This window comes from Gordonia alkaliphila, assembly GCF_039542465.1.
GTDB lineage: Bacteria > Actinomycetota > Actinomycetes > Mycobacteriales > Mycobacteriaceae > Gordonia > Gordonia alkaliphila.
Genome location: NZ_BAABIE010000003.1, coordinates 183,468 through 199,002, shown reverse-complemented (window position 1 = coordinate 199,002; position 15,535 = coordinate 183,468). Strand labels below are relative to the sequence as shown.

The 15,535-nt window shown below is 68.8% G+C and carries 13 protein-coding genes; all 13 read left to right on the top strand.

The features are described 5' to 3' along the window. Positions 1 to 49: 49 nt before the first annotated feature. The 13 genes from sigK (at position 50) to ABD989_RS04690 (ending at position 15,535) form a co-directional block, all read left to right on the top strand. Positions 50 to 607 carry an ECF RNA polymerase sigma factor SigK gene (gene sigK / locus ABD989_RS04750; RefSeq protein ID WP_246993353.1) on the top strand — a complete coding sequence of 186 codons (558 nt, stop codon included), beginning with the start codon at positions 50 to 52 and terminating at the stop codon, positions 605 to 607. After that, positions 597 to 1,316 (top strand): anti-sigma factor, encoded by a 720-nt coding sequence (locus ABD989_RS04745; protein WP_345312611.1) that lies wholly within the window; start codon positions 597 to 599, stop codon positions 1,314 to 1,316. The genes sigK and ABD989_RS04745 overlap by 11 nt, the downstream gene beginning before the upstream one ends. A 34-nt stretch (positions 1,317 to 1,350) precedes the next feature. After that, positions 1,351 to 2,133, top strand: a complete 783-nt coding sequence (locus ABD989_RS04740) for a lysophospholipid acyltransferase family protein (RefSeq protein WP_345312610.1) — start codon at positions 1,351 to 1,353, stop codon at positions 2,131 to 2,133. 14 nt (positions 2,134 to 2,147) lie between these two features. Next, on the top strand, positions 2,148 to 2,927 hold the full coding sequence (locus ABD989_RS04735) for a lysophospholipid acyltransferase family protein (RefSeq protein ID WP_246993359.1): 780 nt from the start codon (positions 2,148 to 2,150) through the stop codon (positions 2,925 to 2,927). Further along, positions 2,924 to 3,772: an HAD family hydrolase gene (locus tag ABD989_RS04730; RefSeq protein WP_345312609.1), complete on the top strand. Its 849-nt coding sequence runs from the start codon at positions 2,924 to 2,926 to the stop codon at positions 3,770 to 3,772. The genes ABD989_RS04735 and ABD989_RS04730 overlap by 4 nt, the downstream gene beginning before the upstream one ends. 310 nt (positions 3,773 to 4,082) lie before the next feature. After that, entirely contained in the window at positions 4,083 to 5,783 is a 1,701-nt protein-coding gene (locus ABD989_RS04725; RefSeq protein WP_345312608.1) for a SpoIID/LytB domain-containing protein, read from the top strand. 126 nt (positions 5,784 to 5,909) lie between these two features. Next, the gene (glf, locus tag ABD989_RS04720) at positions 5,910 to 7,100 is read left to right on the top strand and encodes a UDP-galactopyranose mutase (protein WP_345312607.1); all 1,191 of its coding nucleotides are present in this window, start codon (positions 5,910 to 5,912) and stop codon (positions 7,098 to 7,100) included. A gap of 28 nt (positions 7,101 to 7,128) precedes the next feature. Further along, positions 7,129 to 9,045 carry a glycosyltransferase gene (locus ABD989_RS04715; protein WP_246993365.1) on the top strand — a complete coding sequence of 639 codons (1,917 nt, stop codon included), beginning with the start codon at positions 7,129 to 7,131 and terminating at the stop codon, positions 9,043 to 9,045. Then, positions 9,026 to 9,628, top strand: a complete 603-nt coding sequence (locus tag ABD989_RS04710) for a phosphatase PAP2 family protein (protein ID WP_246993367.1) — start codon at positions 9,026 to 9,028, stop codon at positions 9,626 to 9,628. The genes ABD989_RS04715 and ABD989_RS04710 overlap by 20 nt, the downstream gene beginning before the upstream one ends. Positions 9,629 to 9,638: 10 nt before the next feature. After that, entirely contained in the window at positions 9,639 to 10,550 is a 912-nt protein-coding gene (locus ABD989_RS04705; protein ID WP_246993369.1) for a decaprenyl-phosphate phosphoribosyltransferase, read from the top strand. Beyond that, positions 10,543 to 12,567 carry an arabinofuranosyltransferase AftB family protein gene (locus ABD989_RS04700; protein WP_345312606.1) on the top strand — a complete coding sequence of 675 codons (2,025 nt, stop codon included), beginning with the start codon at positions 10,543 to 10,545 and terminating at the stop codon, positions 12,565 to 12,567. Before ABD989_RS04705 ends, ABD989_RS04700 begins: the two co-directional genes overlap by 8 nt. A 305-nt stretch (positions 12,568 to 12,872) precedes the next feature. Then, positions 12,873 to 13,880, top strand: a complete 1,008-nt coding sequence (locus ABD989_RS04695; RefSeq protein WP_345312605.1) for an alpha/beta hydrolase — start codon at positions 12,873 to 12,875, stop codon at positions 13,878 to 13,880. Positions 13,881 to 14,065: 185 nt separating this feature from the next. Further along, the gene (locus ABD989_RS04690; RefSeq protein ID WP_425556483.1) at positions 14,066 to 15,535 is read left to right on the top strand and encodes an alpha/beta hydrolase-fold protein; all 1,470 of its coding nucleotides are present in this window, start codon (positions 14,066 to 14,068) and stop codon (positions 15,533 to 15,535) included.

Genomic DNA, 15,535 nt, shown 5'->3' with positions numbered 1-15,535 from the left:
TGCACCGCTGCCGTCGCGACCGACGGGGCGCCCCGAGAGAGAGCGAGACGTGAGCACCGACGTCGCTGAACTCGAGGATCTGCTATCCCAGGTGGCCGACGGCGACCGCGCGGCCTTCGCCGAGCTGTACGACCGCACCAGCGCGCGCGTCTACGGCCTGGTGCTGCGGGTCCTCCGCGATCGGGGTTACAGCGAAGAGGTCACCCAGGAGGTGTACCTGCAGGTCTGGCGGGACGCCGGAACTTTTCGTCCCGAGCGCGGCAGCCCGCTTTCGTGGTTGCTCACCCTCGGGCATCGTCGTGCCGTCGATCGGGTGCGCGCGGAGACGTCGGCGTCGGACCGGGAATCGCGGTACGGCCGGGACGAGTTCGTCGCCGAGACCGGCGACCTGGAGACCGAGGTGCTCGCGCGCGACGAGGCGCAGCGGGCCCGCGACTGCTTCGACACGCTGACCGATCTGCAGCTGGAGGCGGTCAGCCTCGCGTACTACGACGGCCTCACCTATCGGGAGGTGGCCGAGCAACTGACCGTGGCTCTTCCGACGGTGAAGAGCCGGATCCGCGACGGACTGAAGAGGCTGAGGGGGTGTCTGGGCGGTGAGCGATGATCTCGACCCCCGCGAACTCGCGGCGCTGTTCGCCGTGGACGCGCTCGACGACGTCGAACGCGCGCGGCTGCTTCGGGCGCTGCGCGAGGCGCCGACCGCCGAGCGCGCCGATTTCGACGCGGAGGTGGCGTCGATCCGCGAGGCCCTGGCGGACCTCAGCGCGACGACCGCGGTGCCGCCGCCGCCCGCCCTCCGCGCGCGGCTCCTCGAGGACGTCGACGACGTTCCCGCTCCGGCCGAGCCGGCGCGGCGCGATCCTCGACGAATCCGGCTGTTCGCCGCCGCTGCGGCCGCCACCGTGCTTCTGGGCGCCGGTGGCGTGGTGCTGGGGTACACGCTCGGCGGCGACGCCGAGCCGGTCGCGCCGACCACGGCCGAGCAGATCTTCGCGGCACCGGACGTGCGCACCACCAGCGGCGACGTCGCCGGAGGCCGGGCGACGATCACCTATTCGCCGACGGCCGGCGAGGGCATTCTGGTGATGAACCAGGTACCGAGCCCGGCGCCCGGCACGATCTACCAGATGTGGCTCGACGGGCCCGACGGTCCGCGCCTGGCCGGCACCATGTCCGAGACCGACGTCGCGCCGTCGACCACCGCGGTGATTCACGACATCGGCGGTGCGACCGCGGTGTCGTTCACCGTCGGTGACGCGGCCACCCCGGACAAGATGATCGGCGAGCCCGTCGCGACCCTGCCGCTGTCTTGAGGCCCCGCGAGCACGGGGCACTAGGCTGGCAGCCATGGAACCCGTATACGACACGGTGATCGGCGCAGCGCGGACGCTGTGGCTGGCCCAAGGCCTCAAGTTCAAGATCTCCGGCGTCGAGAACGTGCCGGTGAACGGACCGGGCGTGGTGGCCATCAACCACACCGGCTACCTCGACTTCACGCTCGCGGGCATCCCCGCGCACCTGCAGGGCCGTCGTAAGGTGCGCTTCATGGCCAAGAAGGAAGTCTTCGACAACAAGGTCGGCGGCCCCATCATGCGGGCGCTGCGGCATATTCCGGTGGACCGCGGCAACGGCGCCGAGAGCTACCAGATGGCGGTGGATTACCTGCGCAACGGCGAGTTGGTGGGCGTCTACCCCGAGGCGACGATCAGCCGCAGCTTCGAGATCAAGGGCTTCAAGTCGGGGGCGGCGCGGATGGCGCTCGACTCCGGTGCGCCGATCATCCCGACGGTGATCTGGGGCGCGCAGCGCATCTGGACCAAGGGTCAGCCGAAGGCCATGGGGCGCAACAACTTCAAGATCGCCATCGGGGTGGCCGAGCCGATTGCGCCGACCGGTACCGCCGAGGAGATCACCCAGCGCCTGCACGATTCCATGTCGGCGAAGCTGCTGGAGCTGCAGGAGATGTACGCCGAGTGGAACGGCCCGTACCCGGCAGGCGAGTTCTGGGTGCCGGCCCGGCTGGGCGGCGGAGCACCGACGCTGGCCGAGGCCGACGCGATGGACGCGGCCGACGCCGAGGCCAAGGCCGCTCGACGGGCCGCCGGCGAGCAGAGCGCCGGAGACGCCTGACGCAGCGGGTCGCCATGGAACCGGTCTATCGCACACTGGAGCTCACCGCGGAGGCGCTGGTGCGTGCCCAGGGCATGCGTCGCGAGTACTTCGGACTGGCGAACATCCCCGCGACCGGCGGTTTCGTACTGGCCCTCAATCACAACAGCTACACCGACTTCCTCGCACCGGCGTTGGGGCTCAAGCGGGCCGGTCGGCGCGGCCGTTTCATGGTCAAGTCCGAGCTCAACGACGTCCCGGTGATGCGTTTTCTGGTGGCGCACACGCAGTCGGTCCCGGTGGACCGTTCGGCGGGCGGCGCGGCGTACCACGCGGCCGTCGATTCGCTGCGTGCCGGGAACGTCGTCGTGGTGTATCCGGAATCCACCATCAGCCGCAGCTTCGAGCTCAAGGAGTTCAAGTCGGGTGCGGTGCGCATGGCGGCCGAGGCCGGGGTGCCGGTGCTGCCCGCCGCGCACTGGGGTGCGCAGCGGCAGTGGAGTAAGGGCACCCGGCGGCGCATCGGGTTCGCTCGTATCCCGGTCCACGTGCGCTTCGGGACGCCGCTCGAATATCCAGCCGACGTCGACGTCGACGCGGCCACCGGGCATCTGCGGGAACTGATGGCGGCGCTGCTGAGCGCGGTCCAGGAGGAGTACCCGGAGGCGCCCACCGGCGCCGACTGGCTGCCCGCTCGGCTCGGCGGCTCCGCACCGACGCCGGGGGCGGCCCTGACCATCGAAGAAGCCGAGGCAGCCGAGAAGGCCCGACGGCGTGCGGCGAAGGCCGCCGAAGACGAAAGGAAACGTCGATGACGCGCGAGTCGTGGGGACCGCCGACGATGATCGCCTCCGATGTGGACGGAACGCTGCTCGACGACAACGAGCGCTTGACCGACCGAACGCGAAACGCCCTGGAGCGGGCCCGCGGCGCCGGGGTGGAGTTGGTGTTGGCCACCGGCCGCCCGCCGCGGTGGATTCCGCAGGTGGCCGATCAGTTGGCCGACTCGTCGGCCGCGGTCCGGTACGCCGTCTGCGCCAACGGCGCCATCGTCTACGACGTCGCCGCCGACGAGATCCTGCACGTGAACGCCCTGGTGCCCGAGGTGCTGCGCACGCTGAGCGAGGTGATCGCCGAACGGTTGCCGGGCGCGGGTCTGGCCGCCGAGCGGGTGGGCTCGGTGGGCAGTCGCCGCGGCGACGCGGCCACCCCGGAGTTCGTGGCGACGGCGGGCTACGAGCACGCCTGGCTCAACCCCGACCACGTGCAGGTCGGCGACGATGAACTGTTCGAGGCGGCCGCGGTGAAGCTGCTGGCCCGGGTACCCGGCATGTCGTCGCGCGACATGGCGGACCGGCTCCGGCCCGCCCTGGGCGGTCTGGCCGAGGTGACCTACTCGATCGGCACCGGACTGATCGAGCTCGCGGTCCCGAACACCCACAAGGCCAGCGGTCTGGCCTGGCTCGCGGCCAACACCGACGTCGACGGCCGGGCCCCGATCGCCTTCGGCGACATGCCCAACGACATCGAGATGCTCGTCTGGGCGGGCCTCGGCGTGGCGATGGGCCACGGCGACGAAGCCGCCCTGGCCGCCGCCGACGAAGTGGCCCGGCCCAACTACGAGGACGGCCTGGCCCAGGTCCTCGAGCGCTGGTTCTAACCCACCCCACCCCCGCCCCCCCACCCCCCACCCCCCGACCGCCCCTCTGGCGTGTCGCGACCCTGCTCTCGCCTCGCTCCCCGGGCTCCGAGCGCGAGGCGCAGTCAGGGTCGCGACACGCGGGGAGGGGTCGGCGGGGGGAGGGAGCGGGGAGTGGCGCCGGGGTGTTCGAAGCGTGTTCGACAAGCGTGACCCGGTTGTGACCGTGGCGGCTTGTGCGCCTCGCCGTGTGATCACTACTGTCACATGAGTCCCATTGATCACACGGGCCACAGGCTGCAGCTGGGGTCCCGCGCGAAGAGGTAATGCAGTGCCACTGACCCGACCCGGCCGAGCTAAGAAGCGAACTCTCACCTTTGCCGCCCTGGGGCTGGCGCCGTTGTTGGCCGCCGGCGGAATCGCCCTGGGTGGAAGTCAGTTGCTCCCGGACACGGGGGTCGCACTGAGCGTGAACTCTCCGCTGATTCTGAACGGCAAGGGTCACGGTCACGGGCGCGGCATGGGCCAATGGGGCGCCTACGGCTATGCCAAACAAGGCTGGAATGCCGACAAGATCCTGCGTCACTACTACGGCAACACGACCGCGGGGAAGGTGGACAACCCCGACATCACTGTCTCGCTCAGCGAGCGGCAGTCGGTGCATGTCCGCGCGGACGCTGGTGCCAAGGTGGCTGGCCAGACGGTGGCTCCCGGACAGGCAGTGCGCCTGTCCGGGGGCAACGCCACCATCACCGAAGGGTGCAACGGCGCCGTCGTTCGGACCGTTCCCGCCCAGTGGGTGGAGCCGATCAACGCCGGGCCCAACCGCCCGGCCAATGAACTTCTCACCTTCTGCGACGGCGGCAAGTACCGCGGCGCCCTGGGCTTCGGCCCGGACGGGGTGGCCAACAAGGTCAAGGTCGACGACTACGTCAAGGGCGTGATCCCCAAGGAGTCGGTCCCGGCGTGGGCGGACTCCGGCGGCTTCGAGGCGCTCAAGGCGCAGGCCGTGGCGGCGCGCTCCTACGTCGTGGCCGGTCTCGCGGCGGGCCGCAAGATGAACAACACCCAGCAGTCGCAGGTGTACCACGGCGCCTCGGGCGAGGATCCCCGCACCAATCGGGCCGCGGATGCCACCGCAGGTCAGGTCCGGATGCGCGGCGGCAAGCCGGCGCTCACCGAGTTCTCGGCGTCGACCGGCGGCTACACCGCGGGCGGCGACTTCCCGGCCGTGGTCGACGCCGGCGACCGTGTCTCCCCGAACCACAACTGGACCGCCACGGTCAGTCCCGGCAGCATCGCTTCGGCGTTCGGCGTCGGCGCGCTCCGCAGCTTCGAAGTGATCGAGGCCAACGGTCTCGGCGAGGGCAGCGGCCGCGTGGGCAAGGTCCGCGTGGTCGGCAGCAGCCGGACCGTGGAGGCCACCGGCGACGAGGTGCGGCAGAAGCTGCAGCTCAAGTCCGACTGGTTCTCCGTGGTCGGACAGAAGAGCATGCCCAAGATCGTCAAGCCACCGGTGGGCCCGACGAACCCGGGCGGCGGTGCCCTCGACTTCCTGGATCTGAGCCCGTTGACCGCACTGATGTCCGGCGATCTGCCGGACCTGTCGGCCCTCGGCCTCAGTGAGTTCAGCGGTGCCGCCGGCCAGCTGACGCCGGTCATCGAGCAGATGATCTCCGCCGGACTCGGCGTCCTCGGCGCCAAGCAGGTGGCCCTCGACCGCAGCGACAACTCGCAGGGTTCGCTGGGCACGGTCGCGAAGGACCGCAGTGACAACTCGCAGGGTTCGCTGGGCACGGTCGCGAAGGACCGCAGTGACAACTCGCAGGGTTCGCTGGGCACCGTCGCCAAGCCGGAACTGGTGGTCGACGGCAAGGGCATGCACGGCCTGGTGCAGATCCTGGAGAACGGCGTGATCTACTACAGCCCGCTCACCGGCGCCAAGGCGCTACTGGGTGACGCCTTCACCGATTACCTCGACCGCGGTGGCCTGGCGGTCCTGGGCTTCCCGACCGCCGACGCGCTCGGCTGAGGCCGGCTCTTCGCTGCACGACCACTCCCGCCGCCCGTTCCGGGCGGCGGGAGTGATCCTTCTCCACCTCCATCGGCCGCCGCGCCTTGGTCAACACTCAGGTTCCGTCCGATAGCCTGGTCTGTTGTGACCGATAACAGCGCCTACGACCTGATCGTGGTCGGTTCCGGATTCTTCGGCCTGACCGTGGCCGAGCGGGCCGCGACCGAACTCGGTAAGCGGGTCCTCGTCGTCGAACGCCGCCACCACCTCGGCGGCAACGCCTATTCCGAACCCGAGCCGACCACCGGCATCGAGGTGCACATGTACGGGGCGCACCTGTTCCACACCTCCAACCAGCGGGTGTGGGACTACGTGAACCGGTTCACCTCGTTCACCGGCTACCAGCACCGCGTGTTCTGCATGCACGACGGCCAGGCCTACCAGTTCCCGATGGGCCTCGGGTTGGTGTCGCAGTTCTTCGGCCGCTACTTCAGCCCGGACGAGGCCCGGGCGCTGATCGCCGAGCAGGCCAGCGAGATCGACACCGCCGACGCGAACAACCTCGAAGAGAAGGCGATCAGCCTGATCGGCCGCCCGCTCTACGAGGCCTTCATCAAGCACTACACGGCCAAGCAGTGGCAGACCGACCCGAAGAACCTGCCGGCGGGCAACATCACCCGGCTGCCGGTGCGCTACAACTTCGACAACCGCTACTTCAGCGACACCTACGAGGGACTGCCGGTCGACGGCTACACCGCGTGGCTGGAGAACATGGCGGCCGACGACAAGATCACCGTCGCCCTGAACACCGACTGGTTCGACGTCCGCGACGAGCTGCGCGCGGCCAACCCGTCCGCGCCGGTGGTCTACACCGGACCGCTGGACCGCTACTTCGACTACTCCGCGGGTGACCTGGGCTGGCGCACCCTCGACTTCGAACTCGAGGTGCTCGACACCGGCGACTTCCAGGGCACCCCGGTGATGAACTACAACGACGCCGACGTGCCGTTCACGCGGATCCACGAGTTCCGCCACTTCCACCCCGAGCGCACCGAGTACCCGACCGACAAGACCGTCATCATGCGCGAGTTCAGTCGCTTCGCGGACGGGAGCGACGAGCCGTACTACCCGATCAACACCCCCGAGGACCGCGACCGCCTCGCCGCCTACCGCGACCTGGCCAAGGCCGAGACGGCTGCCAACGGCGTGCTCTTCGGCGGACGTCTGGGCACCTACCAGTACCTCGACATGCACATGGCCATCGCCAGTGCGCTGACCATGTTCGACAACACGCTGGCCCCGCACCTGCGTGACGGCACACCGCTGGCGGACTGACCCGATGCGGAATGACGGAGCACGATAGATGACTTCAACCGACCTGGCCGCGACCGACAGCCGAGCCACCTCGCTGCTGCAGCGCGTGATCTTCCCCCGACCGGGTGAGCCGCTGGACGTGCGTTCGCTGTACCTGGTCGAATCCGATCGCAACGAGGCGCGGGCGCACGCCCCGGACCGCACCAGCGTGCGGCTCGGCGGCGAGTCCGAGGTCAGCTTCGCCACCTACTTCAACGCCTTCGCCGCCTCCTACTGGCGTCGCTGGACGGTGCTGACGTCGGTGGTGCTGCGCATCGAGGTGATCGGCAACGCCCGCGTGGACCTGTACCGGTCCAAGATCGACGGCTCGCGCATCGCCATCGGCGGCGACCTGGTCCAGGTCGACGCGAACGGCCGCGGCGTCTTCGAGTACGAGACCGACCTCGGCCCGTTCGAGGACGGCGGCTGGATCTGGTTCGACGTCACCACCACCGACGCCACCGAGATCGTGGCGGCCGGCTGGTACGCGCCGATCGAGGTGCCCGAGGGTGCGGGCTCGGCCAACGTGACCGTCGGCATCCCCACCTTCAACCGGCCCACCGATGCGGTGGCCGCGCTGGCCGCCCTGACGTCGGACCCGCTGGTCGACGCCGTCGTCGACGCCGTGATCATGCCCGACCAGGGCACCCGCAAGGTGGTCGACGAGCCCGGTTACACCGCGGCCGCGGCCGCCCTGGGCGATCGCCTGCACATCTTCAACCAGGGCAACCTGGGCGGCTCGGGCGGCTACTCGCGCATCATGTTCGAGGCGCTGCGGCTCACCGACAGCCCGTACGTCCTGTACATGGACGACGACATCATGATCGAGCCCGACTCGATCCTGCGCGCCCTCGCCATGTCGCGCTTCGCCAAGAAGCCGATGCTGGTCGGCGGTCAGATGCTGAACCTGCAGGACCGCAGCCACCTGCACTGCATGGGCGAGGTGATCGACCGGCATCGCTTCATGTGGACCGCGGCGCCGTTCGTCGAGTACGACCACGACTTCGCGAAGTACCCGCTGAGCGACCGGGACAACTCCAAGAACCTGCATCGTCGGATTGACGTCGACGGCAACGGCTGGTGGATGTGCATGATCCCGCGCGTGTGCGCGGAGGAGATCGGCCTGCCGTTGCCGCTGTTCATCAAGTGGGACGACTGGGAGTACGCGTTGCGCGCGGATCGCGCCGGCTACCCGACGGCGACCGTCCCCGGCATCGCGATCTGGCATATGGCCTGGTCGGACAAGGACGACGCCATCGACTGGCAGGCCTACTTCCACCTGCGCAACCGGCTGGTGGTGGCCTCGCTGTACACCGACGGCCCGATCGCCGGGATCCTGAGCTCGCACGCCAAGGCCACCGCCAAGCACCTGCTGTGCCTGGAGTATTCGACGGTCGCCATTCAGAACGAGGCGATGCGCGACTTCCTGGCCGGTCCGTTCCACATTCGCGAGATCCTGCCGACCGCGCTCGGCAAGATCGCCGGGATCCGCAAGAACTACCCGGACGCGGTGGTTCTGCCGTCGGCGGAAGATCTGCCGCGCACCTCGGGTGAGGCCACCCACCTCGGCGTCAACGAGCCCAAGGGCCCGGTCGCCAAGGTCAAGGCCCTGCTGGGCGCCGTGGTGAACAACGCCCGCCCGGCCGATCCGCGTCATCACGAGGTGCCGCAGGCCAACTACCCGCCGGTGGAGGCCCGCTGGTTCTCGCTGGGCCGGGTCGACGGCGTGACCGTCACCACCGCCGACGGCCGCGGCGTGGTCTACCGCCAACGCGACCGCGACAAGATGCTCGAGCTCGCCAAGGAGTCGGCGCAGTTGCAGAAGCAGCTGCGCGACCGGTTCGACGAGATGCGGGCGCAGTACCGCGCGGCACACGAGGAACTGGGCAGCAAGGAGAGTTGGGCACGTGTCTACGGAATCGACTGACCCGGTGACGGGCGCCGATCGCGCCCCGCGCGGTGAAGAACTGGTGCTGATCGGCGTGCAGTCGGCGTTGTCCGGCCGCCCCGGCGTGCTGCCCGCCGCGCGCGGGCTCAGCCACCTCGGCGAGCACGCGCTCGGCTGGATGGGGCTGGCCGCCGCCGGCGCCCTGCTCGCGCACCGGGCCGGCGACGAGGACCGCAAGCGCAAGTACATCGAGGCCGGCGTCGGCGCGTTCGGCGCGCACGCGGCGTCGGTGATCATCAAGCGCGTGGTCCGCCGCAAGCGTCCGAACCACCCGCTGATCGCCGTCGGCGTCAGTACGCCGAGCAAGCTCAGCTTCCCGTCGAGCCACGCCACGTCGACCACCGCGGCCGCGATTCTGCTCGGCCGCGCCGCCGGACTTCCGCCTGCTGTGCTGCCCGCGACCCTCGTCGCCCCCATGCTGCTTTCTCGTCTGGTGCTCGGCGTCCACTACCCTTCCGATGTAGCGGCGGGTGCAGTGATCGGTGCGGCGAGTGCCGGTGCGGTCATCGCGGCAGACAAGCTTTACATCGATCGGCTCGCGCCGTCGGCGTCGAACAAGTGAGGAACAGCAGATGAGCGAGGAGCCGATCGAGGGCGCCGTCACCGGGCCGCCGAAGAATCTGGCCACCGGCCTGATCAAGGCGATGCGACCCCGACAGTGGGTCAAGAACGTCCTGGTGCTGGCTGCACCGCTGGCCGCGGGCAGCGACTCGCTGACCGACGCCGCCAAGATGGGCAACGTCGGCATCGCGTTCGTGGCGTTCTGCCTCGCGGCGTCGTCGATCTACCTGGTCAACGACGCGCTCGACGTGGAAGCCGACCGCGCCCACCCCACCAAGCGATTCCGCCCGATCGCCGCGGGCGTGGTGCCGCGGAACCTGGCCTACGTGCTGGCGGTGGTCCTGATGGCCGCCTCGGTGGGCATCGCCTTCATCGCCAATTGGCAGACCGCCGTCACCATCGGCGTGTACCTGGTGGTGCAGCTGGGCTACTGCTTCGGCCTCAAGCACCAGGCCGTGGTCGACATCTGCATCGTCTCCTCGGGCTTCCTGCTGCGCGCGATCGCCGGCGGCGTGGCCGCCGACATCGATCTGTCGAGCTGGTTCCTGCTGGTGATGGCCTTCGGTTCGCTGTTCATGGCGGCGGGCAAGCGTTACGCCGAGCTGCAGCTGGCCGAACGCACCGGCGCCAAGATCCGCAAGTCGCTCGAGTACTACACCACCACCTACCTGCGTTTCGTGTGGACGCTCTCGGCCACGGCCGTGGTGCTCTGTTACGGACTGTGGGCCTTCGACGGCCAGCACAGCCAGAACGTCTGGTACGCCATCTCGATGGTGCCGTTCACCGTCGCGATCCTGCGCTACGCGGTCGACGTCGACGGCGGTTCGGCCGGCGAGCCGGAGGAGATCGCCCTCGGCGACCGGATCCTGCAGTTCCTGGCGATCGCCTGGATCGTCTTCGTGGCGGTCGCCGTCTATGGCTGATGAGGTCGAGGCCGATACCGCCACCGACAGCCGCACCGGCCGTCGGTGGCGCACTGACCGACGTCTTCTCGTCCCGGGCCTGAGCTGGCTCATCGGTACGGCTCTGGTTACGACGTTCTTCGCGATCGGTGCGTGGCAGCGTCGCTGGATCGCCGACGACGGTCTGATCGTGCTCCGCACCATCCGCAATCTCTACGCCGGCAACGGTCCGGTGTTCAACGCGGGCGAGCGGGTGGAGGCCAACACCTCCACCGCGTGGACCTATCTGCTGTCGTTCTGGGGCTGGGTCACCGGTGCGCAGCTGGAGTACGTGGTCCTGTGGGTCGCTCTGATCCTCTCGGTCGCCGCGATCCCGATCGCGATGTACGGCACCGCGCGGCTCTACGGCAACCGCTTCCTCGGTGCGGGGACCGCGGGCGCCAAGACCCTGACGCTGCTGCTTCCGCTCGGCTCGGTGGTCTACATCGCGCTGCCGCCGGCCCGCGACTTCGCGACCAGCGGCCTGGAGAACGGCCTGGTGATCTTCTGGATCGCCTGTCTGTGGTGTCTGTTCCTGGCCTGGGCGATGCGCGACCGCGAACGCACGGACTGGCGCGCGAACGCCGCCTTCCTGTTCCTCGCCTTCTTCGCCGGCCTGGCCCCGCTGATCCGTCCGGAGATCACCATCCTCGGCGGCCTCGTGCTGCTGGTGCTCTTCTGCGCTCCCATCGGCTGGAAGCTGCGGGTGTCGATGGTCGTCGTCGCCGCGGTGGTGCCGGTGGGCTACCAGATCTTCCGCATGGGCTACTACGCGATTCTGGTGCCGCACCCGGCCATCGCCAAGGACGCCAGCGGCGCCAAGTGGGGCCAGGGCTTCACCTACCTGGGCAATCTGTTCGGTCCGTACACCCTGCTGCTGCCGGTGATCCTCGCGGTGCTGGTGGCCGCGGTCGTCATCGCCACGCGCGTGCGCAGTCACGATCCCGAGCAGATCGACCCGCACGCGCACATCGCCGACGACATCCCGGACATCCTGGAACCGGTCTCTTCGCAGAGCCGGAACTGGGCCACCCGATGGGTCGACTTCCAGGCGCGCCTGCAGCAGCCGAGCACCGTGGTGATCACCGTGGCCGTGGCCGGAACCCTGCTGACGCTGTACTGGCTGCGCCAGGGCGGCGACTTCATGCACGGCCGGGTGCTGCTGGCCCCGCTGTTCATTCTGCTGCTGCCGCTGATGGTGGTGCCGGTGACCATCCCGACGAGCGCGCGCACGGCGCTCGCGCGCTGGCGACTCGCCGCGGCCGCGTTCATCATCCTGGTGGTCGGCGGCACGGTCTGGTGGGCCGCGGCGATCTCGCAGAACGTCCTCTCCGACGCCGGCATGGACATCGGCCGCGACGGCATCGTCGACGAGCGGCGCTTCTATGTGGCGAACATGGCCAACGAGAATCCGATCACGGCCGAGGACTATCTCGACTACCCGCGCATGCGCGCCATGATGGAGCGCATCGAGGAGCTCGACGGGAAGGGCGGCATCATCCTGCCCTCCGGCAACTACGACGAGTGGTACGTGGCCGAGCTCCGGAAGAACCTGCCCGAGAACAAGCGGAATCAGACCACCCTGTACTTCCTGAACCTGGGTATGACGGGCATGAACGCCCCGCTCGACGTCCGCGTGATCGATCAGATGGGCCTGGCCTATCCGCTGGCCGCGCACACCGAGCGTCTGGAGGACGGACGTATCGGGCACGACAAGAATCTGCCGACGGCCTGGGTGATCGCGGAGACCGGCGGTGTGGCGGGTGGTCCGGGTCTGCCCGGCTACATCGACCCGATCGAGGTGCGGCAGGCCAATGTGGCGCTCACGTGCCCGATGACTCAATCGCGCTTCGCCTCCTATAAGGAGACGTGGTCGTTCGCGCGGTTCCGGCACAACCTGCGCCAGGCCTTCGAGTTCAACAGCTATCGGATCGTGCGGCAGCCCGAGTACGAGATCTTGCGGTGCGGTTTGGAACCGATCAAGCTGGATGAGAAGTGATCCGGCTCACTGAGTGGGCATTTTCTATCTCGAAACGGTAACGTCGCTCCACAGCTACCCGATGGTATTGATAGCGAACGGCTCTGTGCGCAGTGATGCAGAGAGCGATCCGCGGCGTTGATTCCAGTACCGACACTGTGATCCAGGTCACTGTTTTGCGGTGGTGGGAACGAGGCGGATAGGCTTCCGTCCATCCGGTTACGGGTGTGGCGTGTGTCAAGTCAGGAGACTGCTGACACGGGACGAGGCGGTTGTCGGACCTGAGAAGGGTCTGACAATCGAGTAAGCGAAGGAAGAGAGCAGTAATGCGTGAAGCTAAGAGGAAGCCGTGGCGGGGCCGTCGCCTGACAGCGGTCCTGATCGCCGTGGCGACCACCGTCGGCCTGATCGGCACCACGATTGGCACCGGCGAAGCCAGCGCGGCCGTCGGCAAGACGTACTGGACCGACTCCTGCGGGATGCCGACCAACGGCGCCTTCGGCAACAAGTCCATGGCGCCCGGCAAGGTGAAGGTCCGTATCTGGTCCAAGCCCGGTAACCGTCGCACCGTCATCATGCTCGACGGCATGCGTGCCGAGTACGGCACCAGCGGCTGGGAGCAGCAGACCAACATCCAGCGTCTCGCCGATCGCGGCGTGAACGTCGTCGAGCCCATCGGCGGCCCGGCGAGCTTCTACACCAACTGGGATGCGCCGTCGAACTTCAACGGCCAGCAGCGCACCTATAAGTGGGGCTGCGTCATCACGCGCCTCGCTACCAACCTGCGCAAGGGCACCGGCGGTGTCCCGAAGCTCGCGACCAAGAACGGCAAGTTCGCGATCATGGGCATCTCGTCCGGCGGTAACGCCGCGCTGACCCACGCCGCGCAGCGTCGTGACCTGTTCTACGCGGCCGCCTCGCTCTCGGGCTACAACTACCTGACCGCGCCCGGCATGCGCACCATGCTGCGCGTCGCGATGCTCGACGTCGCTCCGGCGCCGTGGAACGTCGACTCGATGTGGGGCCCGCCGTGGAGCCCGCGCTGGCCGCAGAACGATCCGTTCATGCTCATCAACCGGATGTACGGCCTCAAGCTGTACATCGGCTCGGGCAACGGTCTGTTCGGCAAGTACAACTACCCGCAGAATGTCGGCGACGACCTCTTCAAGGGCACCCCGCTGGAGATCCTGGCACTGACGCAGGCGCTGGCCTTCGAGGGTGGCGCTCGCCTGCAGGGCCTGAACCCGATGACCTACTACGCCAACGGCACCCACGCGTGGGGCTACTGGCAGGACATGGTCTGGAACGCGCACCGTCGCGGGTTCTTCAACTGATCCAGTGACGTGGCTATGAAACATTAGTCACACAATTCACATGCGCCACAGCGTGGCGTACGGACAACGAGGCGCTCCACGTGTACAAAAACACGTGGAGCGCCTCGCATCGTCGTGTGCGGGCGATCCGCGAGCACAGCGATCGGGGTCCGTGATGGGCGCAGTGAAGGAGCAGGGACGTGGCGATGTGGAATAGGGCGACGAGCCGACCGGTGACCGGTCGTCGTACGACGCTGCGAACCGCGCTGATGGCGACGGCGACGAGTGCGGCGCTGCTGCTGCCGGTGGCCGGCCCCGTCGGCGCCGAGCCTGCGCAGCCCGCTCCGGCTGCGCCGACGGACCGTCCGGCCGCACCCGCGCCGGGATCCGGGGATCGTCCGGCGCCCGCCGACCGCCCGGCCGCACCCGCGCCTGCGGCACCTGCGCCGGCCCAGGCCGCGCGGGTCACCAAGACCTTCTGGTACGACAGCCACCGGGTCGCGCTGTGGGTCTTCTCGCCGGCGATGAAGCAGGAGATCCAGGTGCAGCTGCTCCTGGCCCGCGACTGGTTCGCCAAGCCGCGCGACAAGTTCCCCCAGCTGCTGACCCTGGACGGGCTCCGCGCGCAGGAGGATCAGAGCGGCTGGGTGATCAACACCGACATCCAGCGCTTCTACCAGGACAAGAACGTCAACGTGGTGCTACCGATCGGCGGCGAGTCGAGCTTCTACACCGACTGGAAGCAGCCCGACCGCGGCAAGAACTACCAGTGGGAGACCTTCCTCATCAGGGAGCTCACCCCGCTGCTGCAGGACCAGTGGCGGTCCACGGACGTCCGTGGCGTCCAGGGCCTGTCCATGGGCGGCACGGCGGCCATGATGCTGGCCGCGCGCAACCCCGGCTTCTTCAAGTTCGCGGCGTCGTACTCCGGCATCCTGCAGCTCACCTCGTACGGCATGCCGCAGGCCATCCAGTTCGCGCTGCGGGACGGCGGCGGCTACGACTCGATGAAGATGTTCGGTCCGCCGAGCGATCCGGCATGGGCCGAGCACGACCCGTATCTGCTGGTCGACAAGCTGCGCGGGACCAGCCTGTACATCTCGTCCGGCAACGGCGTCGTCGGTCCGCACGACAGCCCCAGCGAACTGCCGCTGTTGGCCACCAACTACTCCGGCGTCGGCCTCGAGGTCCTCGCCCGCTCCACCAGCCAGCAGTTCGCCACCAAGCTGAACAAGGAAGGCATTCCGGCGCAGGCGGTCTACCGCGCGTCCGGCACCCACACCTGGCCCTACTGGGAGTTCGAGATGAAGCAGGCGTGGCCGCAGGCGGCGAGCGCTCTCGGGCTGTCCGGCGACAAGGTGGCCTGCAAGGTGGGCCCCGCGTTCAAGAAGGCCAAGCAGCTGCGCAGCCTGGGCGGGTGCCTCACGGCGCAGTACCCGGTGCCCGGCGGGCACGCGCAGGACTTCCGCGACGGCCGCATCTTCACCGGACCGGACGGTCCCAAGGTGGTCGCGGGTGCGATCGGCGGCGCGTACGTGACGGCCTTCGATCGGCTCGGACTGCCCACCAGCGACGAGCGCACCTCGCGCGACGGCAAGGTGAAGTTCAACACCTTCGAACGCGGCAAGATCACCTGGACGCCGCAGGGCGGCGCGAGGGTGGAAGCCAAGCCGTGA